Origin of the sequence: Chryseobacterium wanjuense (assembly GCF_900111495.1) — a bacterium.
GTDB lineage: Bacteria > Bacteroidota > Bacteroidia > Flavobacteriales > Weeksellaceae > Chryseobacterium > Chryseobacterium wanjuense.
In genome coordinates this window covers 558101-578501 of sequence record NZ_FOIU01000001.1, presented here as the reverse complement: position 1 = coordinate 578501, position 20401 = coordinate 558101, and the positions used below count along the sequence as shown (strand labels likewise).

19 protein-coding genes and 1 riboswitch are annotated in these 20401 nt (G+C 36.4%); of the genes, 11 read left to right on the top strand and 8 right to left on the bottom strand.

Features of this window, described 5'->3' with window-relative positions; translation table 11 throughout:
- Window positions 1-22 precede the first annotated feature (22 nt).
- Window positions 23-742, bottom strand: a complete 720-nt coding sequence (locus BMX24_RS02635; RefSeq protein WP_089790523.1) for a pyridoxine 5'-phosphate synthase — start codon at window positions 740-742, stop codon at window positions 23-25.
- 471 nt (window positions 743-1213) lie between these two features.
- On the opposite strand from BMX24_RS02635, the gene BMX24_RS02630 reads away from it, so the two are divergent.
- Window positions 1214-4351, top strand: a complete 3138-nt coding sequence (locus tag BMX24_RS02630; RefSeq protein ID WP_089790522.1) for a SusC/RagA family TonB-linked outer membrane protein — start codon at window positions 1214-1216, stop codon at window positions 4349-4351.
- Window positions 4352-4377: 26 nt separating this feature from the next.
- Window positions 4378-6027 (top strand): SusD/RagB family nutrient-binding outer membrane lipoprotein, encoded by a 1650-nt coding sequence (locus BMX24_RS02625; protein ID WP_089790521.1) that lies wholly within the window; start codon window positions 4378-4380, stop codon window positions 6025-6027.
- 96 nt (window positions 6028-6123) lie between these two features.
- On the opposite strand, the gene BMX24_RS02620 is transcribed toward BMX24_RS02625, so the two are convergent.
- Complete coding sequence (locus tag BMX24_RS02620) at window positions 6124-7389, bottom strand: mechanosensitive ion channel family protein (protein ID WP_089792702.1); 1266 nt, start codon at window positions 7387-7389, stop codon at window positions 6124-6126.
- Window positions 7390-7658: 269 nt separating this feature from the next.
- Here BMX24_RS02620 and BMX24_RS02615 point away from each other — a divergent pair, with 269 nt between their 5' ends.
- The 3 genes from BMX24_RS02615 to BMX24_RS02605 all read left to right on the top strand — a co-directional run bounded on the left by BMX24_RS02615 (window position 7659) and on the right by BMX24_RS02605 (window position 9922).
- Window positions 7659-8840: a carboxypeptidase-like regulatory domain-containing protein gene (locus BMX24_RS02615; RefSeq protein ID WP_089790520.1), complete on the top strand. Its 1182-nt coding sequence runs from the start codon at window positions 7659-7661 to the stop codon at window positions 8838-8840.
- Window positions 8841-8920: 80 nt separating this feature from the next.
- Complete coding sequence (locus tag BMX24_RS02610; protein WP_089792700.1) at window positions 8921-9412, top strand: DUF456 domain-containing protein; 492 nt, start codon at window positions 8921-8923, stop codon at window positions 9410-9412.
- 12 nt (window positions 9413-9424) lie between these two features.
- A complete protein-coding gene (locus BMX24_RS02605; RefSeq protein ID WP_089790519.1) occupies window positions 9425-9922 on the top strand; it encodes a hypothetical protein in 498 nt (165 codons plus the stop codon).
- Here BMX24_RS02605 and BMX24_RS02600 read toward each other — a convergent pair.
- The 3 genes from BMX24_RS02600 to BMX24_RS21310 all read right to left on the bottom strand — a co-directional run bounded on the left by BMX24_RS02600 (window position 9909) and on the right by BMX24_RS21310 (window position 11275).
- The gene (locus BMX24_RS02600) at window positions 9909-10550 is read right to left on the bottom strand and encodes a uracil-DNA glycosylase (protein WP_089790518.1); all 642 of its coding nucleotides are present in this window, start codon (window positions 10548-10550) and stop codon (window positions 9909-9911) included. The genes BMX24_RS02605 and BMX24_RS02600 overlap by 14 nt on opposite strands.
- Before the next feature lie 207 nt (window positions 10551-10757).
- Complete coding sequence (locus BMX24_RS21315) at window positions 10758-11024, bottom strand: GNAT family N-acetyltransferase (protein WP_262485638.1); 267 nt, start codon at window positions 11022-11024, stop codon at window positions 10758-10760.
- Window positions 11025-11038: 14 nt separating this feature from the next.
- Window positions 11039-11275, bottom strand: a complete 237-nt coding sequence (locus BMX24_RS21310) for a GNAT family N-acetyltransferase (RefSeq protein WP_228404646.1) — start codon at window positions 11273-11275, stop codon at window positions 11039-11041.
- 237 nt (window positions 11276-11512) lie between these two features.
- Here BMX24_RS21310 and BMX24_RS02590 point away from each other — a divergent pair, with 237 nt between their 5' ends.
- The 3 genes from BMX24_RS02590 to BMX24_RS02580 all read left to right on the top strand — a co-directional run bounded on the left by BMX24_RS02590 (window position 11513) and on the right by BMX24_RS02580 (window position 15483).
- Window positions 11513-13660 carry an endonuclease MutS2 gene (locus tag BMX24_RS02590; protein WP_089790517.1) on the top strand — a complete coding sequence of 716 codons (2148 nt, stop codon included), beginning with the start codon at window positions 11513-11515 and terminating at the stop codon, window positions 13658-13660.
- Window positions 13661-13940: 280 nt separating this feature from the next.
- On the top strand, window positions 13941-14741 hold the full coding sequence (locus BMX24_RS02585) for a hypothetical protein (RefSeq protein WP_089790516.1): 801 nt from the start codon (window positions 13941-13943) through the stop codon (window positions 14739-14741).
- Between the two features lie 63 nt (window positions 14742-14804).
- Window positions 14805-14991: riboswitch (cobalamin riboswitch) on the top strand.
- Between the two features lie 108 nt (window positions 14992-15099).
- Complete coding sequence (locus BMX24_RS02580) at window positions 15100-15483, top strand: acyl-CoA thioesterase (RefSeq protein ID WP_089790515.1); 384 nt, start codon at window positions 15100-15102, stop codon at window positions 15481-15483.
- Between the two features lie 305 nt (window positions 15484-15788).
- Here the strand turns inward: BMX24_RS02580 and BMX24_RS02575 are convergent, their stop codons facing one another.
- From BMX24_RS02575 to BMX24_RS02570, 3 genes are read right to left on the bottom strand one after another with little or no spacing between them, the layout of a single operon-like run.
- A complete protein-coding gene (locus BMX24_RS02575) occupies window positions 15789-16379 on the bottom strand; it encodes an HD domain-containing protein (RefSeq protein ID WP_089790514.1) in 591 nt (196 codons plus the stop codon).
- A gap of 2 nt (window positions 16380-16381) precedes the next feature.
- On the bottom strand, window positions 16382-16537 hold the full coding sequence (locus BMX24_RS21305; protein ID WP_228404644.1) for a hypothetical protein: 156 nt from the start codon (window positions 16535-16537) through the stop codon (window positions 16382-16384).
- Between the two features lie 39 nt (window positions 16538-16576).
- On the bottom strand, window positions 16577-17068 hold the full coding sequence (locus tag BMX24_RS02570) for an XAC2610-related protein (RefSeq protein WP_228404642.1): 492 nt from the start codon (window positions 17066-17068) through the stop codon (window positions 16577-16579).
- A 306-nt stretch (window positions 17069-17374) separates the two neighbouring features.
- Between BMX24_RS02570 and BMX24_RS02565 the strand changes: the two genes are divergently transcribed.
- The 3 genes from BMX24_RS02565 (at window position 17375) to BMX24_RS02555 (ending at window position 20346) form a co-directional block, all read left to right on the top strand.
- A complete protein-coding gene (locus BMX24_RS02565; RefSeq protein ID WP_029295092.1) occupies window positions 17375-17704 on the top strand; it encodes a PadR family transcriptional regulator in 330 nt (109 codons plus the stop codon).
- An 11-nt stretch (window positions 17705-17715) separates the two neighbouring features.
- Window positions 17716-19437 (top strand): PspC domain-containing protein, encoded by a 1722-nt coding sequence (locus BMX24_RS02560; RefSeq protein WP_089790513.1) that lies wholly within the window; start codon window positions 17716-17718, stop codon window positions 19435-19437.
- A 312-nt stretch (window positions 19438-19749) separates the two neighbouring features.
- Complete coding sequence (locus BMX24_RS02555) at window positions 19750-20346, top strand: 1-acyl-sn-glycerol-3-phosphate acyltransferase (RefSeq protein WP_089790512.1); 597 nt, start codon at window positions 19750-19752, stop codon at window positions 20344-20346.
- Window positions 20347-20401 lie beyond the last annotated feature (55 nt).

Here is a 20401-nt window from a genome sequence, read left to right as displayed (position 1 = left end):
TTTCTGGCTTCCAGCTCTCAGTTTACCATTTTGCCAATCTCTTCAAATATGCCTGAACCGTATTTTCCAATCCCATGTACAATGCCTCAGAAATTAAAGCATGACCGATGGAAACCTCCAGTAAATTAGGAATATTGTCTGCAAAATATTTTAAATTTTCTAAGCTTAAATCGTGACCTGCATTGAGACCTAATCCGAAATCTGCCGCAACAACTGCAGTGTCATAGTAAGGTTTTAATGCTAATTCTTTATTTAATGTATAATTTTTTGCGTAAGCTTCTGTGTACAATTCAATTCTGTCTGTTCCGGTTTTGGCAGCATATTCTACCAATTCCGGTGTCGGATCAAGGAAAATTGAAGTACGGATTCCTGCATTTTTAAATTCCGCAATAATTTCAGTGAGGAAATCTAAGTGTTTTTTCGTGTCCCAGCCTGCATTTGAAGTAATAGCATCATCGGCATCGGGAACCAAAGTTACCTGTTCCGGCTTCACCTCCAAAACCATATCGATGAATGGACGATGTGGATTTCCTTCAATATTAAATTCCGTTGTAACCAAAGGCTTCAGGTCATAAACATCTTTTCTTGTGATATGTCTTTCGTCAGGTCTTGGGTGAATCGTAATTCCCTGTCCGCCAAACTCCTGAATTTTTATTGCAGCTTCCGTTACACTTGGTGTTTCACCTCCTCTCGCGTTTCTTAGTGTGGCAATTTTATTAATGTTTACACTTAGTTTTGTCATTTTTTAATCTCGATATTAGAGTTTAGATTTACAAAATAGTAAATCCCAACAATATTTAAAAACTGTACAAATTTAGTGATTAAAAACCACTATTTATCGTATAAAATAATAGAAAAAAAATATGAATTCATTTTTTCTGCATGGTTATTTTCACCATTAAACCTGAAAATTAGGGATCAGTCCGAAAGATAGGTTACAATTTTAAAACAATAAAAAAATTCATAAATCTTAATAAAACAGGCAGTTATGATTGCTTATTTTTATTCTATTAAATGTACTTTTTTAGATAAGTTAACATTTACAATACAAATAGTTAAAATATACTAATAAAATACTATTAATTTAAAAATTTAATCAAAAAAATTAATTAAATATAAAATAAAATCATTTTTATTGACAGTAATTTAAAAAAAGCTATTGTAAATATGAATTTTTTATTAATATTACATTATCAAATATTTATAACACAAGATGAAATTAAATGCTAAAAACTCTAGTATAGGAGCTTTCTGCTTCTTGCTGGGAACCACCGCCCAAATACACGCACAAAAGACAAAGACCGATTCTACTAAAACTACAGAAATAAAAGAAGTTGTAGTAACAGCTCTTGGGATAAAAAGAGACCAAAGAAAGCTGGGCTATGCTATTTCTAAAGTTGAAAGCAAAGACATTTCCCAGGCCGGAGTAGTGAATCCTATGGAGGCTCTTCAGGGTAAAGTCCCTGGCGTTCAAATTATAGCCGGATCGGGAGGACCTCAATCGAGTGCAAAAGTTCAAATCCGTGGAAATACATCACTCGGAAAAAATAACCAGCCATTGGTAGTAGTAGACGGAGTAGTTATTGACAATTCCGTGACGGGTGCAGACGAATGGGGATCTGGGTATGATTTTGGTAACGAAATGAAAAATCTAAACTCCGATGCTTTTGAATCTGTTTCTGTCCTTAGAGGTGCCGCTGCTTCTGCGCTTTATGGTTCCCGTGCTTCCAATGGTGTCATTGTGATTACCACAAAAAAAGGACGCAGCAGAAACGGAATTGGTGTCAAAGTAAATTCTTCACTTACCACCCAGAGTGTATATGCAGGTCCTAAACTACAAAACGAATTTGGGGCCGGAGTCGGCTCGACTTTCCCTGTAGACAGTAATGGAGAGCGATATATAGATCCAAATACTTTCTTCTACAGTTATGGGCCAAAGTTTGATGGCCAGCCGGTAAGAGATATTGATGGAAGAACAGTTTTATACAATCCTCAACCTAAAAACTACCTTCAAATGTATCAGGTAGGAATTGACCGAAAAAACTCCGTTGAGCTTTCGGGAGGGAATGATAAATCAACATTTTTATTTAATTATACCAATCAGGAAGCGGAAGGTATTCTGCCTCGCAACAAATTTATCAAAAATGCTTATTTCCTGCGCGCCACGCATGAGTTTAATAAATATCTGCAATTAGACGCAAGCTTTAATTATACCAGATCTTATGGTGAAAACCCTGTTCCGCAGGGAGGAAACAGCAGCCCATTATTCAGTTTTGTATATGGAACTCCCAGAAGTTTTGATGCTAATTATTGGAGTCAAAATTATTTAGATCCTGTGAATGGCGGGATAAAACAGGGTAATGCCGACCCCTATGGTATGGCAGGACAATATTTTGATATATTCCAGAACACCAGAAGCCAAAAAGAAAACAATTATATTGGCCGTTTAGAAGTAAAATCTCAGCTTACAGACTGGCTGAACCTTGTTGTTGGCGGTAACTTCAACAACTACAATTTCACAAATGAATCTAAAATTTTAGGTTCTGATCCGGGCTTTAAAGGAGGTGGATATAGTATTCTGGAAGGCAGAAAAGAACAAAATACCGTTAAGTTTTTAGCCAATGCCAATTTTAAATTGACTGATAATTTAACAATGAATGCCTCCATCGGAGGAGAAAGTTTCAGCTCAAAATATAAATCTACAAGATTATTTACCAACAACGGTCTTAGAATTCCGGGCGTTTTTGAAATTCAAAATTCGGTAGATGTTCCAGGCACTGAGATAGTTTACACCGATGGAAACGTGTCTCCTAAGAAGATCCAGTCTTTATATGCTTTTGCTAATTTTGCATGGAAGGATCAGCTATTTATAGATATTACCGGGCGTAATGACTGGTCTTCAACGTTGATTTATCCTGATGGTCATGGTGATGTAAGCTATTTTTACCCATCTTTTGTAGCAAACTGGACTTTCTCTAATTCTTTCAAGCTTCCAAAATGGATCAACTTTGGTAGCCTGAGAGGAAGTCTCGCGTGGGTAGGACGAGATACATTCCCATATAACACGAGTGCCGGTTTTTATTACAAAGGCGATCCGTCAGCTTACAATTCTCCGGACGGTACACGTATTCCTCTGATCGGATTTAACAGCAGAGCCCTTGCCAATGCCAATTTAAAAAACGAATTAAGCCGATCGATTGAATTTGGTTTAAACATGGCATTTCTTAATAACAGGTTAGATTTCGATGTTTCGGTTTATAAAACGAATACTACCAATCAGTTATTAACACTTCCTATGCCTCAGGAATCGGGTGTAGATTCACAACAAATCAATGCAGGGAATCTACAAAATAAAGGGATAGAGATCATTGTAAATGCAGTTCCTCTAAAATCAAATGATTTTAAATGGGATACCTCCCTTACCTTCGCGAAAAATCAGGATAAAATTATTGAACTCGCTCCTGGAGTTGAAGAATATGTACTACAATGGGCAATGGGTAGGGATGTAAAAAGTATTGCCATTCCGGGACAGGAGTACGGATTAATACAAACTAATTATGCTTTCGCAACCTATCAGGCTCTTGACGCCAACGGAAATAAAATCGATGATCCAAGAAACGGTATGAGAGTTCTGAAGCCGAATGGTACCTATCTGCGCTCCAATTCTTATCAAAACCAAGGCTATGTGACGGTAGGAAAGCTTACACCTGACTTCCTGACCAGTTTTAGAAATACCTTTAAATATAAAAATGTAGCACTAAGCGTTTTAATTGATGCCAGAGTAGGTGGAGATATTTTATCAGCTACTTACAATTATGGGGTGCAATTCGGAAACCTGCCTTCAACTCTACAGTATAGAGATGAAGATAGAGGCGGAATTATGTATACGGATGCCAACGGAAAGACTCAGTTTGGACTAATTCCTGAAGGGGTTTTTGCCCAAAATACACAGATCAAAGATAAACAGGGCATTACCCGGGATGTAGGCGGTATGACCTATGCAGAGGTTTATCAGAGAGGTTGGATGGATCCTTTGCGTACCGATTTATATTATAGAAATTTAGGATCGTGGGGAAATGGAATCCGGGAAAATGCAATTTTCGAGAATACTTGGGTTGCGCTTCGTGAGTTAAGATTAACCTATTCATTTAAGCCGGAATTAATAAAGCCTCTTGGTATAAATACACTAAACGCTTCTCTAATAGGAAGAAATCTTTTTTACATCTATAATAAACTTCCAGACGGTATTAATCCTGAAGGAATGTACAACAATAATTCGGGAAGCTTTGCAGAGTACGGAGGTTCGCCTATGTCAAGATATATAGGATTTAATTTAGATTTTTCTTTCTAATCATTTACTTAATAAAAAATAAAAAAATGAAAAAAATATTTTTACTAGCTGTTTCACTTTATTTGCTCAATTCGTGTACACGTGATTTTGCTGAAACTAATACAAACCCGCTGGATATTGTAAACACTACTCCGGAAGCGCTGCTTCCACTGGCCATCAAAAAAGGATATGATGCCAGTTTTGAATATTATTATGATTATTATCGTAGAATTATGCCATGGACCCAGACTTTAGTGCCTGGTTCATGCAATGTTCCCGAATTTATGGATGACGGCTCTAATATGAATGCAAGAAAAGACGTTTTCTATGGTGATCATGGTTCTCTCCTTACGGATATTATTCACAAGATTGATCAAATGCCGGCAGACGAGCAGGCAAAATATGTGAATATTAAAAGTATAGCTACTATTTTAAAGGTGTACTACGCCTGGTATGTTACCGATGTCAACGGAAGTATGGCCTATACAGAAGCATTTCAGGCGAGGTATGGTGGTACTGCAACTCCAAAATTCGAAACACAGGAGCAGCTGTATGATATTCTTGATAGTCAATTAAATAGTGTTTACACCGCTATAGAAGGAGCCAACCAGTCTATACAGGTAAACCCGGGCAGCGGAGATCTGTTCTTTAATGGAGATATCTTGAAATGGAAAAAAGTTTCTAATTCATTAAGGCTAAAAATCGCATCAAGATTAATGAAAAGAAATCCAACAAAAATTGCCACAATTGCGGCTCAGGTATTATCCAGAGATCAAATCAGTAGTCAAAGTGAAGATTTCTCCCTGCGCTCAAGAAGATTTACCGAGCATGGCAACTTTAATCCTAACGGTTTCTTTGCCACAAAACCGATGGTAGATTATATGAGAGTCAATAAAGACCCTAGAATGCCTATATTTTTTCAAAAAAACTCGTATACTAAAACCGCAATCAAAAGATTATCAGATGCAGGTTTAATGAACTCTGTAGTAATAGATGATTCTCTGAAAAGATATGTAGGAGGCCCTATCAGTCCGGATCAAAGTACAAGCCGATATTACACCTCAGCAAGAAGATCGTTGAACGGAACCATATATGATACGATCTCAAAGCTTCAGTACCGTATTTGGCAGCCCGAGTTCCTATCTGGTACAGGAAATGCCGTATTCCCTATTTTAACGTATGCAGATTATTCTTTATTAAAGGCAGAATTACAGGCAAGAGGAATTATTGCAACCGGAAGTTCCGTACAAACGCTTTACGAAGAAGGTATCAAGGCATCTATCGACACGTATAACTTCATCGCTAAAGAAGCCATTGTAGATCAATATGCCCCAACAACAGCTGGTGAGGTAACGGCTTATCTGAGTGCACCCAATGTTCAGTTTAATCCGTCAAATGCATTGGAACAGATTATCATTCAGGAATATTTAAATTATTTTAAACAACCTAATGAAGTCTGGGCTCTTATCAAAAGAACCGGTATGCCAAATACTTCAACAGCCTTGAAACTAGAAGCTCCTACACGAAATGGAGGAATTCCTCTGACAATGCCTAGAAGAATTGTACTTCCTACCCCTTCAGCCAATAATTTGAATTATAATAATCAGCTGTCTGCTCTAAACCAGATGAAGCAAGACCCGGATTTTGGCAGCAGTGAAAGTGATATCCAAGGGCGTATTTGGTGGGATAAAAAATAACTATAAAAGAAACCCTTTAAATAAAAAGATTCTGGCAATAATTTCACCAGAATCTTTTTTATTTTAAAAACTAAATCGTTTTAAATATCTAATTCATTACACTTTCACACTCACCTGCATCACCTGCAGATCAAATTCTTTTGAAGCTACCAATAAATGGTCAAAAATATCTGCCTGAATCTGCTCAAAATGTTCCCATTTCGAATCATTTGCAAAACAGTAAATTTCCAGCGGCAAACCTTGCGGCGTTATATCCAGCTGGCGTACCATCATCGCGCCATCCTGATCTACCTCAGGATCATTTTCAATATATCTTTGGGCATAATACCTGAAAACACCGATATTTGTCAGCTGCATTCCGTTGATTATTTTATCACTATGCTTCAGAGTTTCTTTTTCTTTTCTTAATTCAATGCTTTTTCCTTCAAGATATTCTGAAATCAGGTTAATATCCTTTAATCTTTCAATATCTTCTTCTGTTAAAAATTTAAAAGAATTAATATTAAAATAAATCGATTTTTTAATCCTCCTTGTGTTGGATTCGGACATTACCTGAAGATTTTTAATCTCCGTTGTCAGCAAATCATATGTTGGAATGGTGGAAACCGTCTTATCGAAATTGGTAATTTTTGTGGTTAACAGGCTTATATCCGAGATATTCCCTTCGATGCTGTATTTGGGAATACTTACCCAGTCACCCACTTTCATGTTTTTCGAAGTCGCCACGTGAATCCCCGTCACAAATCCTAAAATCGTATCCCGGAAAACCAACACCAAAACCGCCGTAATTGCCCCTAAACTTCCGACAATGGTTGTCCCTTTAATCCCGAAAATCACGCAGATCCCGACAATTGAGAAAATGAAAATTCCTAAGATTTTCATAGTCTCTGAAATAGCATTGAGAGCCATTATTTTGTAGAAATCCTGTTTTATTGTAAAGTAGTTTCTAAAAGCTGTTAATCCTCGATACAACATTCCGGCAAAAATCATTACAAGACCTAAATTTACTGATCTTACAATAAATTTAGATGTGTTTCTCAATGCACCAGAAAATATAGATTCATGAATCCCTCCTATTATTAAAAGAGCTATTAAGTGAGCAAGTGAATTCGAGACCTTAGATTGATAAATTGATTTTATTACAGGATATTTTTCCTGATTATGAAAAAATTTAAAAAAATTATTAATGATGAATTTAAAAATAAAATCAAAAATCAAAAAAATAGCACAAAGTAAAGCCAATTTTACTATAATATGAAAGACCCAATCAAGACCAGATGGAGCAATCTGGCTTATATAAATGTAAAGCTGTTCGCTAAGCTCTTGCAAAAAACTTTTGGTATCTTGTAACTGATCATTCATTACAGCAAATTTATAAAATTTAAGTATGCTTTTAATTAAAAATTCTGTATCAATTTTCATCCCAAAATAAGCTGCATTTTATTATTTATGGAAATTTTATTACAAATTTTTAAAATATAACCATCAACAAACCCTGATCAACAAATGAAAAATTTATCACAAACCAAGAATATCCCTAAATTATATTAAAAAAATTCACCATTTTATGATTTTATATTTATTTATTTTTTAAATTTGATAAAAACTAAACAAATCTAAATCAATTGAATATGAAACAAAACTACTTTTTTATTTTGTTGTGTGTATTCACACTTTTAACCAGTTGCGCAGGAGGAGACGATTCTCCGATAGCTACAGAGAATACGACTCCGGCGGTTGCAAAAACCGGAAAACTCACCGGAAAAGTGATGTCACAAAACGGAACCAAACCTATTGGTGGAGCTTCAGTTTTTACTTTTGATGACAAGTATAAAATCTACTATACCACATCAGACGCAGAAGGTAATTTCACTTTGGAAGCACCGGTTGGAAACCACACCATCCATATCCAAACAGGTAACGGAAGCAATTTCCGTACAGAAATTTCCGCCACTGTAAAAGACAATGAAACTCTAAATCTCGATGTCAGCCAAACCAAACTGAACCAGGTTGCAAAAATTGCTTACGTAAAAGGAACTTATGATAAAATCGAAGATATTATCCAGACTTTAGGATATACTGCGACGGAAATCAACAATAGCGATCTTGCCAACCTTACAACGATTGCACAGTATGACATTATTTTTCTTAACTGCGGTTCAAGATCCAGCTACACTTCCAATCCGGCACTTTATACGGTAATTGACGCGAATTTAGCAACTTTCGTAGCTAATGGAGGAAGTATCTATGCTTCAGACTGGGATGTGGCGTATTTAGTGGGTGGAACAACCAATACCAACAATTGTTCGCTTCCAGGAGGATTCGTTCCTGATTCAAAACTATGTTCTAAAAATATCGGAACCTCTGGTATGGTAGCCGCTACGGTAAATAATGCAGGACTTACTTCAGCTTTAGGCTTCAGTACACTTAATATCGACTATGATTTAAGCCAATGGCAAAAAATCATTAACTACGATCCGAATTATTGGGAAGTTTTGGTTAAAGAAACTTCATCAAATGACCCTCTAATGATCAGATCCAATCATTTTACAGCGACGGGTACGACAACGACTCCGATCGGAACAACCACAACATTTGTAACGGTTTGTATTACTCTTCCGGGAAATATCCAGATCAGTATTTCAGTTCCACAGGTATTAGTTCCTTATCTGGTTGCGCTAGGAGCAACGGTAGGGCCTTGTTCCGGATCTTCAACAAGTGGCTATATTTATTACACCACTTTCCATAATCATGCTTCAGGAAACATCGGAAACGCAGGCGTGATTCTACAATATGTAATCTTAAACCTATAATAACTTTATCTTAAACATGGAGGTGGCTTTTTTAAAGCCACTTTTTTTATATCTTGCATACAGATTTTTTAAACATGAATATGGATACAGCATTAATTAATATTCTCTGTCTGATTCTCTTATTCCTGGGGATTTTGGGAACATTTTTACCCATTTTGCCGGGATTATTATTGAGCATCTGTGGTTTATTAATTTACAAATTCGGGACAAATGCAGATTTGCCTATGGTTTACATTTGGGCTTTCGGGATTCTGACGCTGGTTTCAGTTGTTCTCAGTTATGTAATTCCTGCCAAAACCAACCAGAAATACGGAGGAACCCGTTGGGGAAGCATCGGTTCTGTAGTCGGAATGATTATCGGGATGTTTCTTCCGATTCCATTAGGTTTTTTAATCGGAATGTTCGCCGGAGTTTTTGTAGGTGAATTGCTTCATGACAGCAAAGACATGAACAAAGCCTTAAAATCTACAAAAGGAGCATTTATCGGGTTTATTTACGGAACCGGATTCAGCTTTGTGGTAGGAGTGGCAATGTTTTTGGTAGTAGTTCTGGATATGCTTAATGTTATTTAAATAAAAAAAATTATGTTTCATAAAACCATCATACTGAGTTTAGGATTATTAGTATTAATAAATTGCAATGCCCAGAAAGAGCCGAAAACTGCCGAAAAAACCTGGACTGCCACCGAAACTCCAAAAACTCAACCCATGAAAGGAGAAAAAGTCATCTACTTCAACGAAGGAGAAAATAAATTCCTGAAAGAATACCAAATGAATGTGACTTTCAAAGGGATTTCCGAAGACAGCCGCTGTCCGAAAGGGGTTAATTGCATTTGGGCGGGAGTTGCCGTAGCTCAGGTTGAAGTGATGGGTGTAGCGACGCGACCAATGACCTTAAACATCGCAACTATGGATAACAAAGGACGAAACTACAGCAAATCTGCAGATTTCAACGGATATACCATTTCCTTAGCTCAGGTCGATCCGTATCCCGGAGATGCGGAAGGCGCGAAAGCTTTGCAAGGCAAATACAAAATAGGAATCGTCATTAAAAAAGCGGGAGAAAATTCTACCACGAAATAGGCTTCTTCCCTTTTGAAACCAAGTATTCATTAATTTTTGAAAAAGGTTTGCTCCCGAAAAATCCTCTGTGGACCGAAAACGGAGACGGATGCGCAGACTTTAAAATAAAATGTTTAGCCGGATCTATAAGTTCGGCTTTTTTTTGTGCAAAAGCGCCCCACAACACAAAAACTACATTCTCTTTTTTATCTGAAATTTCTTTAATAATAAAATCTGTAAATTTTTCCCAACCTAAATCTTTGTGGGAATTCGGAGAATGGGCACGAACCGTTAACGTGGCATTCAACAATAAAACACCCTGCTTTCCCCAATCATCAAGCTCTTTTGAAGTTCTTACAACTCCCAGATCATCTTTTAATTCAATGAAAATATTTTTCAATGACGGTGGTGCAGCAACTTGCTCAGAAACGGAAAAACACAATCCATTGGCCTGAAAATCATTATGATAAGGATCTTGCCCGATAATTACTACTTCAATATCGTCAAAAGGTGTAATTTCCAACGCCCTGAAAATCTGATTTTTCGGCGGAAAAACTTTTGTAGTTGCATATTCTTGTTTTACTTTTTCCCAAAGATTGGTAAAGTATGGGGTGCTTTTTATGGGGGCTAGTATTTCTGTCCAGGTCATATTTTTCAATTTGAAAATTCAATTTTTGCGCCAGACTGTCATTCAGAACACAGACTGAAGGTCTGCGAACGTAGTTCAGAAGCGTAGTGAAGAATCTCTTTAAAATTATTAAAATTAAGCTTCAAATTTAATGATTAAAAATAAAACATAGATTTCTTGAACTTCGTTCGCAGACCTTCAGTCTGTCTCGAATGACAAATGAAGCGTCTATTTCTTTAAACTAAAAACCAAATTCTCAGGAAAACCTTCATCCTCTCTCCCCTCTTCCAGCACAAAATCATGCTTTAAAAGAAGACTTTTTGAGTTTTCATTCGATTGATGGGTCATCGCCAGAATTTCATGCAAATGTAATTCATTAAAAGCAAAATTTACAACAGTATTCAATGCTTCCGACATGATTCCTTGCCTGTGGTAATCGGGTAATAATTCATAACCGACTTCCGCGACTTTTCGGTCTTCAGAAAAATTATACAGACAAATTGTTCCGATTAAATTGGATTGATTAAATTGGATTGATCTTTAAGCGAAATTCCCCAATAAAAAGATTGATTATTTTGGGTTCTTTCTTTAATGGTTAAAATAAATTGCAACGCATCATAATTGTTTTTCGGAGATTTTCTCTGCACAAACTGATTGATCACTTCATTGCTCCGGATTTTCAGGATATCGTCAACATGGCTTTCGTTGATTTCTTTTAACTGGAGTCTTTCGGTTTCTAGCTTCATATCTCAAATTTAATAAACTTAATGTGTTGGTATTCGCAAAGGCGCAATTTTTTTAAATTTTCTTTTTCAGATAAGACACAAGGTTTTTATCTTCGATAAAATTGAAAATCTTTGATTTTCTTGCGTCTTAAAATACGGTTTATAATTTTAAAAAAAATTGCGCCTTTGCGAATACCAACATTTTTCAAATTAACTCATTTCCAAAATAAAATGCACATTTTTCACTAAATTTGCACTGTGTATATAAATAAAGAAGATTTAAACGAATTAGAGTTTCCGCAATTGCTCGCGGAAATTTCTCCTTTTGCGTATTCTCCGAAAACAAGAGAAAAAATTCTTCAACTTCGTCCGATGGAAATTGACGAGGCCGAACTTTCTTTGAAAAAAACTTCCGAATATCTTTCGAGTTTTGAAAGTTCAAATGCGATTCCGTTTGATGAATATGAGGATATTGAAAGTGAGTTGAAACTCATGCTGATCGAAAATTACCGACTGGAAAACAGCGCTTTCATCAAAATCAAAACCATCACGGAGCAAATCGGAAAACTTCAGAAGTTTTTCCCGACCATGCCGGAAACCTTCCCTACTTTGATGGAAGAAGCTTCCGTATTGGAATTCAAAAAGGAAATTATTGATAAGGTAGATAAAGTTTTTAACCGTTTTGGTGAAGTAAAAAGTGAAGCTTCACCTATTTTAAAAACGTTAAGAACTGAAATCCAGCACGCTAAAAAAGCGATTCAGGAAAACTTCAACCGTGCATTGACCACTTACGGTCAAAGTGATTTTTTGGATGATATCCGCGAAACTATTATTGAAGATCAAAGGGTTTTAGCTGTAAAATCGGGTTTCAAGAAAAGAGTGGCGGGAAGAGTTTTAGGAATTTCAAAAACCGGTTCTATTACTTACATTCAACCGGACAGTGTGGTTAAACATTATTTCAAACTTCGGGAAAATGAAGAAGAAGAGAAAAAGGAAATTGACAAGATCCTGAGAAAATTAACGGCAGAATTAGCAGAATTTCAACCTCAGCTCTGGAGATATCAGGTGTATATTTTTGACCTGGATTTAACGAGAGCCAAAGCTAAATTTGCGGAATTAATCAATGGTATTTTACCGAAAATTAACCGTCATAAAACCTTAAGATTAAAAGATGCGTTTCACCCTTTATTGTTTTTAAGAAATAAAGCGGAAAATAAAACCATCTACCCTCAAACCCTGACTTTAACGGAACATAACAGAATTATCTGTATTTCCGGACCGAATGCGGGTGGAAAATCAATCACTTTGAAAACCGTCGGATTGCTTCAGCTGATGATTCAAAGCGGAATTTTGGTTCCTGCTCATCCGAAATCAGAGATGTTTTTCTTTGACAAAATCATGACTGATATTGGTGATAATCAATCCATTGAAAATCATCTTTCGACGTATTCATCAAGATTAAAAAAAATGTCGGGGATCATTCGTGAAGCCGATGCAAATACTTTATTGCTCATCGATGAATTCGGTACAGGTTCCGATCCGGAATTGGGTGGTGCTCTGGCAGAAAGTTTCCTTGAGTTTTTCTATGATAAGAAAAGTTTTGCCATCATTACAACGCACTACACGAATATCAAATTGGTCGTAGAACAGCTTCCCAATGCAGAAAATGCCGCAATGCTGTTTAATGAAGAGACGCTGGAGCCGATGTATAAACTTGAAGTCGGGCAAGCGGGAAGCTCATTCACGTTTGAAGTTGCGGAGAAGAATAAAATTCCGAGGTTTATCATTCATTCTGCTAAGAAAAAAGTAGAACATGATATTGTAAATCTTGATAAAACGATTGTAAAGCTTCAGCAGGAAAAATTTGAGGTTGAAAAACTGAAAACTGATCTCGCGGAAAGAAAAGAATCTGTTGAAGATAAGCGCGATAACCTGCAAAAACTGAACGAGCAGCTTCAGCAAAAGTTGTATAATTTTCAAAAACTTTACGAAGAAGAACATCGTAAACTGCAGTTTGGAAACAAAATTGAAACGTTCATCGACAGCTATACCAAAGGAAAATCGAGGAAAGATGTGGTGAAGGATTTTGTGAAGCTTTTGGAACAGGAAAAATTCAGGAAAATAGGAGCTGACAAAGATGAAAGTAAACGGCTTCAGGTGGTGAAAAGAAAAATCACCCAACAACTGAAGAAGGAAGATGTCATTGAAAAAATCGCCGAAACCAACGAAAAACTGGAAGAAAAGCGTAAAACAGACCGCGCTCTGTGGATGAAAGTCGGACAACGGGTTCGCATCACCGGAAGCACGAGTGTGGGAACGATCGAAAAGATCTCCAGAAATAAGGTGATTGTGAATTACGGAACGTTCAAGACGACGATTGATGCGGATGAATTGGAGAGAATTTAAATTTATATGGTTAGGCATATAAAATAATCTCTGAAATAGCCCATTTTGTCATTCTGGAAAATGTAAAGCTAACAGGTTTCAAAAACCTGTTAAGTTTGGATAATAAACAGATTAGTTGTCGATGTTAAGATAAAAAAGAGTGTCGTTGTGGCACTCTTTTTATTTAAATTTGAATTATGGTCAAAAGTTTCGAAATGTTTAAAAATTAAAGATTTAAAAGAATTGAAACAGTATTATTAAAAGTATTTAATTTATATATTTGAACTGTCAAAAAAATTTCATGATGATTTCCGTAAGCAAAGCGTTTTATTTATCTGTTTTCTGTCTTTTTTCTTTGGCTTTGATGAAAGGTCAGAATAAAGTTCCTTTCGGCGTTGTAAAAGCTGAGGAAGGATATGCCATGGTGCGTGTTCACAAAGAAGATTACCGAAAAATCATTGATAAGATCCGCATGAAAACAGGTGATGTTTTTGTTTATGTAAAGCCGGCTCCGGGAGAAACCGAATGGATCTGGATCAAATATCCTGAAAAAGACGACACCGAAAAACCTTTCGTAAGATACGACAGCATCACCAAAGAAGGAATGGTGAATAAAAACCGTGTTGTTTTTGTGGATCAGCTGCCGCATTTTACGCCTTCAAAATCTAAAAACGGGAAATCATTGATCTTCACGGACGATACCAATCCGAAAATTCCGGGAAATCAAAGAACAAAAGTCATTATCGATGTTTATCCTTCGTACGCCAAACTCAAAAAACAGGAGAAAGATGCGAACGGAAATATCATTAAAATTGATAAAGTAAAATCCTGGGGAGTCGGAACTGAGCTTCCAGAAGACTTAACCGAAATTAAATCCATCCGGGTACAGCAGCCGGGAAGAGGGTCTGTTTTTGTGAGGGACGCCATCAAAAATATGTTTATGCCCACGATGGATTTTAGCAATATCGGAGTGACGGCCATCGACAACGACCATATTTTCCTTTATATGATCAACGGTTCAGGTGCCAACCGTTATACCACGATCTGGACTATTAAGCAGGGAAAGGTCGAAAGTCAGATCATTTTCAAAAATCCGGAATAATTCGTTTATAATCATTATTTTTACATCGAAAAGTATTGAGCTTTTGGCTTCTTGCCTCTTGCTTAGTTCTTTTTAGAAACTGGTTTTGCTTAACTGCAGATTAAAAGGGAATCGTGTGAAAATCACGAACTGTCGCGCAACTGTAAGTAACTGAAGTCTTTATAAAGAATCCACTGTCTCGTATTACATAAGATGGGAAGGAAATAAAGATGTTACAAGTCAGGAGACCTGCCTTTTCTTTAAACAAAAAACTTTCGCGATTTGAAGTTTATTGATCTGATGGATGCTTCAGGGATTTTTGTCTCTGTTTTTCTGTAGTTTTAATAATATTTCATTTCGCATTAATTAATAATGAAATATGACTACAGAAGAAAGAATTACAGCATCGGAAACCAGAATCTTTAAAGCAGTTTTCCCCAATACAACCAATCATTACGATACGCTTTTCGGAGGTACGGCCATGCAGCTGATGGATGAAGTGGCATTCATTACCGCCACACGTTTTGCCAGAAAAAGAGTGGTGACCGTAAACAGTGATAAAATCGATTTCAAAAAGCCTATTCCCGCAGGAACGATCGTCGAGCTGATCGGGAAAGTAGCCCACGTCGGAACTACCAGTATGAAAGTAAATGTAGAAATCTACACCGAACAGATGTATTCTTACGAAAGGGAAAGAGCAATTGTCGGCGATTTTACTTTTGTGGCGATTGATGAATTCAAGAAACCAATTCAAGTATTATAAATAAAAGGCTCCGGCGGCCTTCGGCCGCCGGAGCTCAGTATTTTCAATGTTTTTTTAAGCGGTTTCGGCGGGCTTTGCCCGCCGAAACTTTTTATTTTTTTAATCGTTTTAATTTACAAGATTACCACTCATTTTGTCATGCTGTAAGCATTTAAACAAAGCAAAATTAGATTGTTGACGGAATAATAAGACGTCAAATTCATAGATTTTCGAAAAAATCTATCAAAAAAATTCCCGATACATTGTTCTTCATTACCTTATGAAAAACACTCAAATTAACGGGAGTGCTTCTTTCTTATTAAAATTTATTTCAACACCTTTTCCGTCTCCAAGTTTTTAACCATCAGCAACTGAAAAGCCTCTCCCAGTTCATCCGAAGCACGACTGATTGCATTTTCCAGCATATTTCTGATCTGCTTTTCCGTAACACCGGCTTCTGTCCAGCTTTTTCCGGAAGTGTGGGAGTTTAAGATAAAAGGCATGATTCTGTCGATGGAGCAGGCAAAAATTGCATCCGGAGTTTTCTCTTCTTCGAATTCCAGCCAAAGATCAAAGAATTCTGAGCGTAAAGGTTCGTCTAAAATTCCGAAAATATTTTGAGCAGAGATTTTTTCCCTTTCAAACTTTCCGACCATTGCCGCTTCGTCGAACAAAAAAGTATCTCCCGCTTCAATTTCAACAAGATCATGAATTGACAGCATTCTGATCACCCTCAACAAATCAATATCTGCTCTGTTTTTTGCGTATGGATAAAGGATTTGGGCTAAAATAATAATCTGCCACGAATGTTCCGCCGTATTTTCCCTTCTGGAATCATCTGCATTGTAATTTCTTCTCTGTACATTTTTTAAGGCATCAACTGCCAGAATAAAATCAATCTCCTTCTGTATCTTCATTATTAATTTTCTTTATAATATTCGTTTATTGGATATTCTTTAATATTGGTAATCCATTTATCATCAATGAATTCTTTTTTTGTCACCACTACTTTTTCACCGCCGGTTGCATCCTCTTCCAATTCATATACTTTAAATAACCCTCTTTGCGGAAGCACCGTATATTCAGTGGTAAGATGCCAGCAACACCCTGATTTTTAATAGGTAATCAACCTTTTACGTTCAGAATCGGTATTGAACATCCCCAAATTCTCATGAGCCAGCTGTGTCAGCTCTTCGCTCGGAACAAGTTGTTTTTTGGTGATATTGAATACATATACATCATAGGAAGGGCCGCCGTAGCCGCTTTCATTTCCGTTTCTGATCGCCACATCTTCCGTTCCGTCAAAATTGAAATCATCAAAAATCAATGGACTTTGTTCATTATATAACTGAATAATATTCGCAGTTGGCTTTTGATCTTCATTTAAATAAAAGTTTAAATCGTCAGAACTGAGGGTCTGAAATTTTTTAGAAGTCTTTTTATCAAATAATTCTATGGTTGCTTTCCCGCTGCATTCATTGTTCTCACAGTTTTCCACATTGATTTTCACGTCATAGTTCTTTGAAGCATCTTTTAACTCGAACTGATGCTGTGCAAAACAGAGATTTCCCATCAAAAGTATCGGTAACAATAATTTATAGCTCATCTTGAGGTGTTTTTTAAATTTAAATAAAATTTGAGTGTTTTTCAGGGTAAAATTTTGATTCAAAAGTACGAAAATTTAAAATTTTTGACCTGGTTTTAGCGTAAACAAAATTCAAAGTCAATTTCAATTAAAAATTATTAATCTGATTTTCAACACTTTAACAGTTTTATTTAAAAAATTTCACTACTTTGTATTGCATAATACCATTTTAATTACATATCTTTGTAATGTAAAATCAGAATAGGTTCAGCTAGCTAGGAACTTTACCTGATCTTAAATATAACTAATTAACAAAACTTATTAAAGATGAATACTGAAAATACCAAAGCGCAAATGCGAAAAGGAATTCTGGAATTCTGTATTTTAAGTCTCATCAATCATCGTGAAATGTATGTTTCCGACCTAATAGATGAACTGAAAAAAGGAAAACTGGATGTAGTAGAAGGAACACTCTACCCTCTTTTAACAAGATTAAAAAATGGTGAGTTTCTTTCATATAGATGGGAAGAATCTACCGGAGGACCTCCGAGAAAATACTACCAGATAACAGAAAAAGGTAAATTGTTTTTAGATGAACTTCAAAATACCTGGAACGAATTAACAGATTCAGTCAACCAAATCACTCAAAAAAATTAAAAAACAAAGCTATGAACAAGACACTCTCAATAGGACTCGCAGGTTTTTCTTTTACCATAGAAGAACACGCATATATAAAGCTCAGCGACTACCTGAATGCTCTTAGAAGCTCTCTGGATGCTTCGGAAGCAGATGAGGTAATGCATGACATAGAAATCAGAATGGTGGAGATCTTCAGAGATTCTTTAGGAAAACGTGAAGTGATCAACGATACAGACGTAGAGAAAGTAATCGCACAGATCGGAACTCCTGAAAAAATCGAAGAACAGGAAGAAGCTTATTATTCTGAAAAAAACAATTCGAGAAAAAGCAATACAGGAACAGAATATACAGATAAAAAACAACTATTCCGTGATCCTGAAAGACAAAAAATCGCTGGGGTTTGCGCAGGTCTGGCTCACTACGTAGGAATGGATATTACCGCGATGAGAGCTATCTGGCTAGGAGTTTTCGTTTTAGGAATCTTTACAGCAGCAATTTCTTCTTCATTAATAGTATTGCTATACATTATCCTTTGGATCGTTTTACCAAAAGCAGAAACAGCAGCAGATTTCCTGAAAATGAAGGGAAAGCCTATGAACTTCGACAATCTTAAGAATGAGTCTAATAAATTGGTACAATTTGCCAACGAATCTACTCAGAGGGTCGGAGAAATGTATATCGAAAGCAAGCCTTACATCAACAACGCAGGAAGCGGAGTATGGAATGTAATCAGATATATTCTGGGCGGAATCTTCGCATTAATGTCTTTCTCTTGTTTAATCGGAGTATTTGTAATCTTCGGATTCATGGGCAACAGCGACTTCCCTCCTATCAGCGAAATGGATTTCTATTTTGACGATGGCGGAATGAGATATGTTCTAATGGCCATGATCACTTTAGGAAGTTTAATTCCTGCAATGTTATTCGGATTATTGAGTATTAAATTAATCTCTCCAAAAACAAAACTGAGAAATACAGGATGGGTAATCGGAGCTTTAATTCTTGCACTGATCGCGATTTCCACTTACTTCGGAATCAGCATGGCAAAAAAAGAAATGTTCCTGAAAGGTCATAAAGAAGATACGGAAGAAGTTACCATCAATACAAAGTCAGACAGCATTTATGTAGACTTCAAGCAGGTAAATATTCCTCAAAACTTCAGAGGATACGAAGATGATCTTTATTCTGACAAGGTTTCTGTTTTCGAAAAAGACTGGATCCACGTGGAAGTTACAAGAAAAGCAGACGTAAAGACACCATATTTAATTATTAAAAAAGAAGCTAAAGGATACAATTTTCCTCTGAACGTAAATGTTCCGGTAGAAGTGGTAGACAACAAAGTGATTCTTCCTAACTATATTAAATATCCTTACGCTCACCGCTTCAGAGATTACAGTATCGATTATGAACTGGTAATTCCTGCAAAATCTGTAGTAATCCCTGCAAAAAGAGACGGAATCGACTTCGACGGAGATTTGAACGGAGACGGAATCAACGATGATGATCAGGATAAAGATGAACATGGAAATATTAAGATCGAAAAAAATAAAATCACGGTGAACGGCTCTACCATTGAGTACAACTCAAATGATGAAGACAGCGACAGCATTATCATCAATGGTAAAAAAGTTCCGAGCAACCAGGCTGATCAGGTAATTGATTCTATGAAAAACAGCATCAAAAAAATGAAAGGCAACGTAGACATCAAAGTAAACGAAGGTAAAAACGAAATTTCCATACAAACTAAATAATTAACTGCAGAGAGTGGCAGAAGGTGTGAATGGATAGCCAATTGTTTGAAATTCACACTCTTCTTCTCTCACAAGGGGCAAAAAAATATAAAATATTTGTTCGCCATGTTAATAAAAAGTTTTACATTTGTGTAGAAAAAAAATTATAACCAAAACACTCAAAAATATTTAATAATCATGGTACAATTAGCACTAGAAATCATAATGAAAATCGTAGATTTAATCAGCGGTTTGTTTTAAGAGCGATAATATTTCAATATATTTGTAAAGTATAACCACTTTGGTTATACTTTTTTGTTTTAATGTGAAGATATGAAGAAACTATTCGGCAAACTGATGTTAAAAATGATGGGCTGGAAAATCGTCTTACAAGGCGACGTCAACAGCCTCAACAGATGTATTCTCGTTGTAGCGCCACACACCCACAACATGGAATATATTCTGGGAAACTTTGCCTATTGGGCTTTGGAGAAGCCTCTGAAGGTCATCATTAAAGACGCTCATACAAAAGCCTGGTACGGAGGATTAGTAAAAGGGTTAGGCGGAATCGGGATCGACAGAAGCCAGAAAAATGACCTGGTGAATTTCGTGGCCAAACAGTTTGAAAAAGATAATTTCAGTCTGGTTATCACTCCGGAAGGCACAAGAAGCTGGGTTCCGAAATGGAGAAAAGGCTTTTATCACATGGCTTTGGCAGCAAAAGTTCCGATCGTTTTGGCGGCAGGAGATTTTAAAAGGAAGATTATTTATTTGGGATATACCATTCCTTACGAAAGAATTGCTTCTGTTCCGTTCACAGAAATCATGCGCGAAATCGAAGATTATTACATCAAAAACGATATCGTTCCAAAAGTTCCGGAAAACTGGAATCCGAATATCATGGGAAATGATTCTGAAGCAAAGGGCTAGAAGATTGAAGCTGGATGCTGAAAGTTCACAAAATCACTCATTATCAATTACTCAT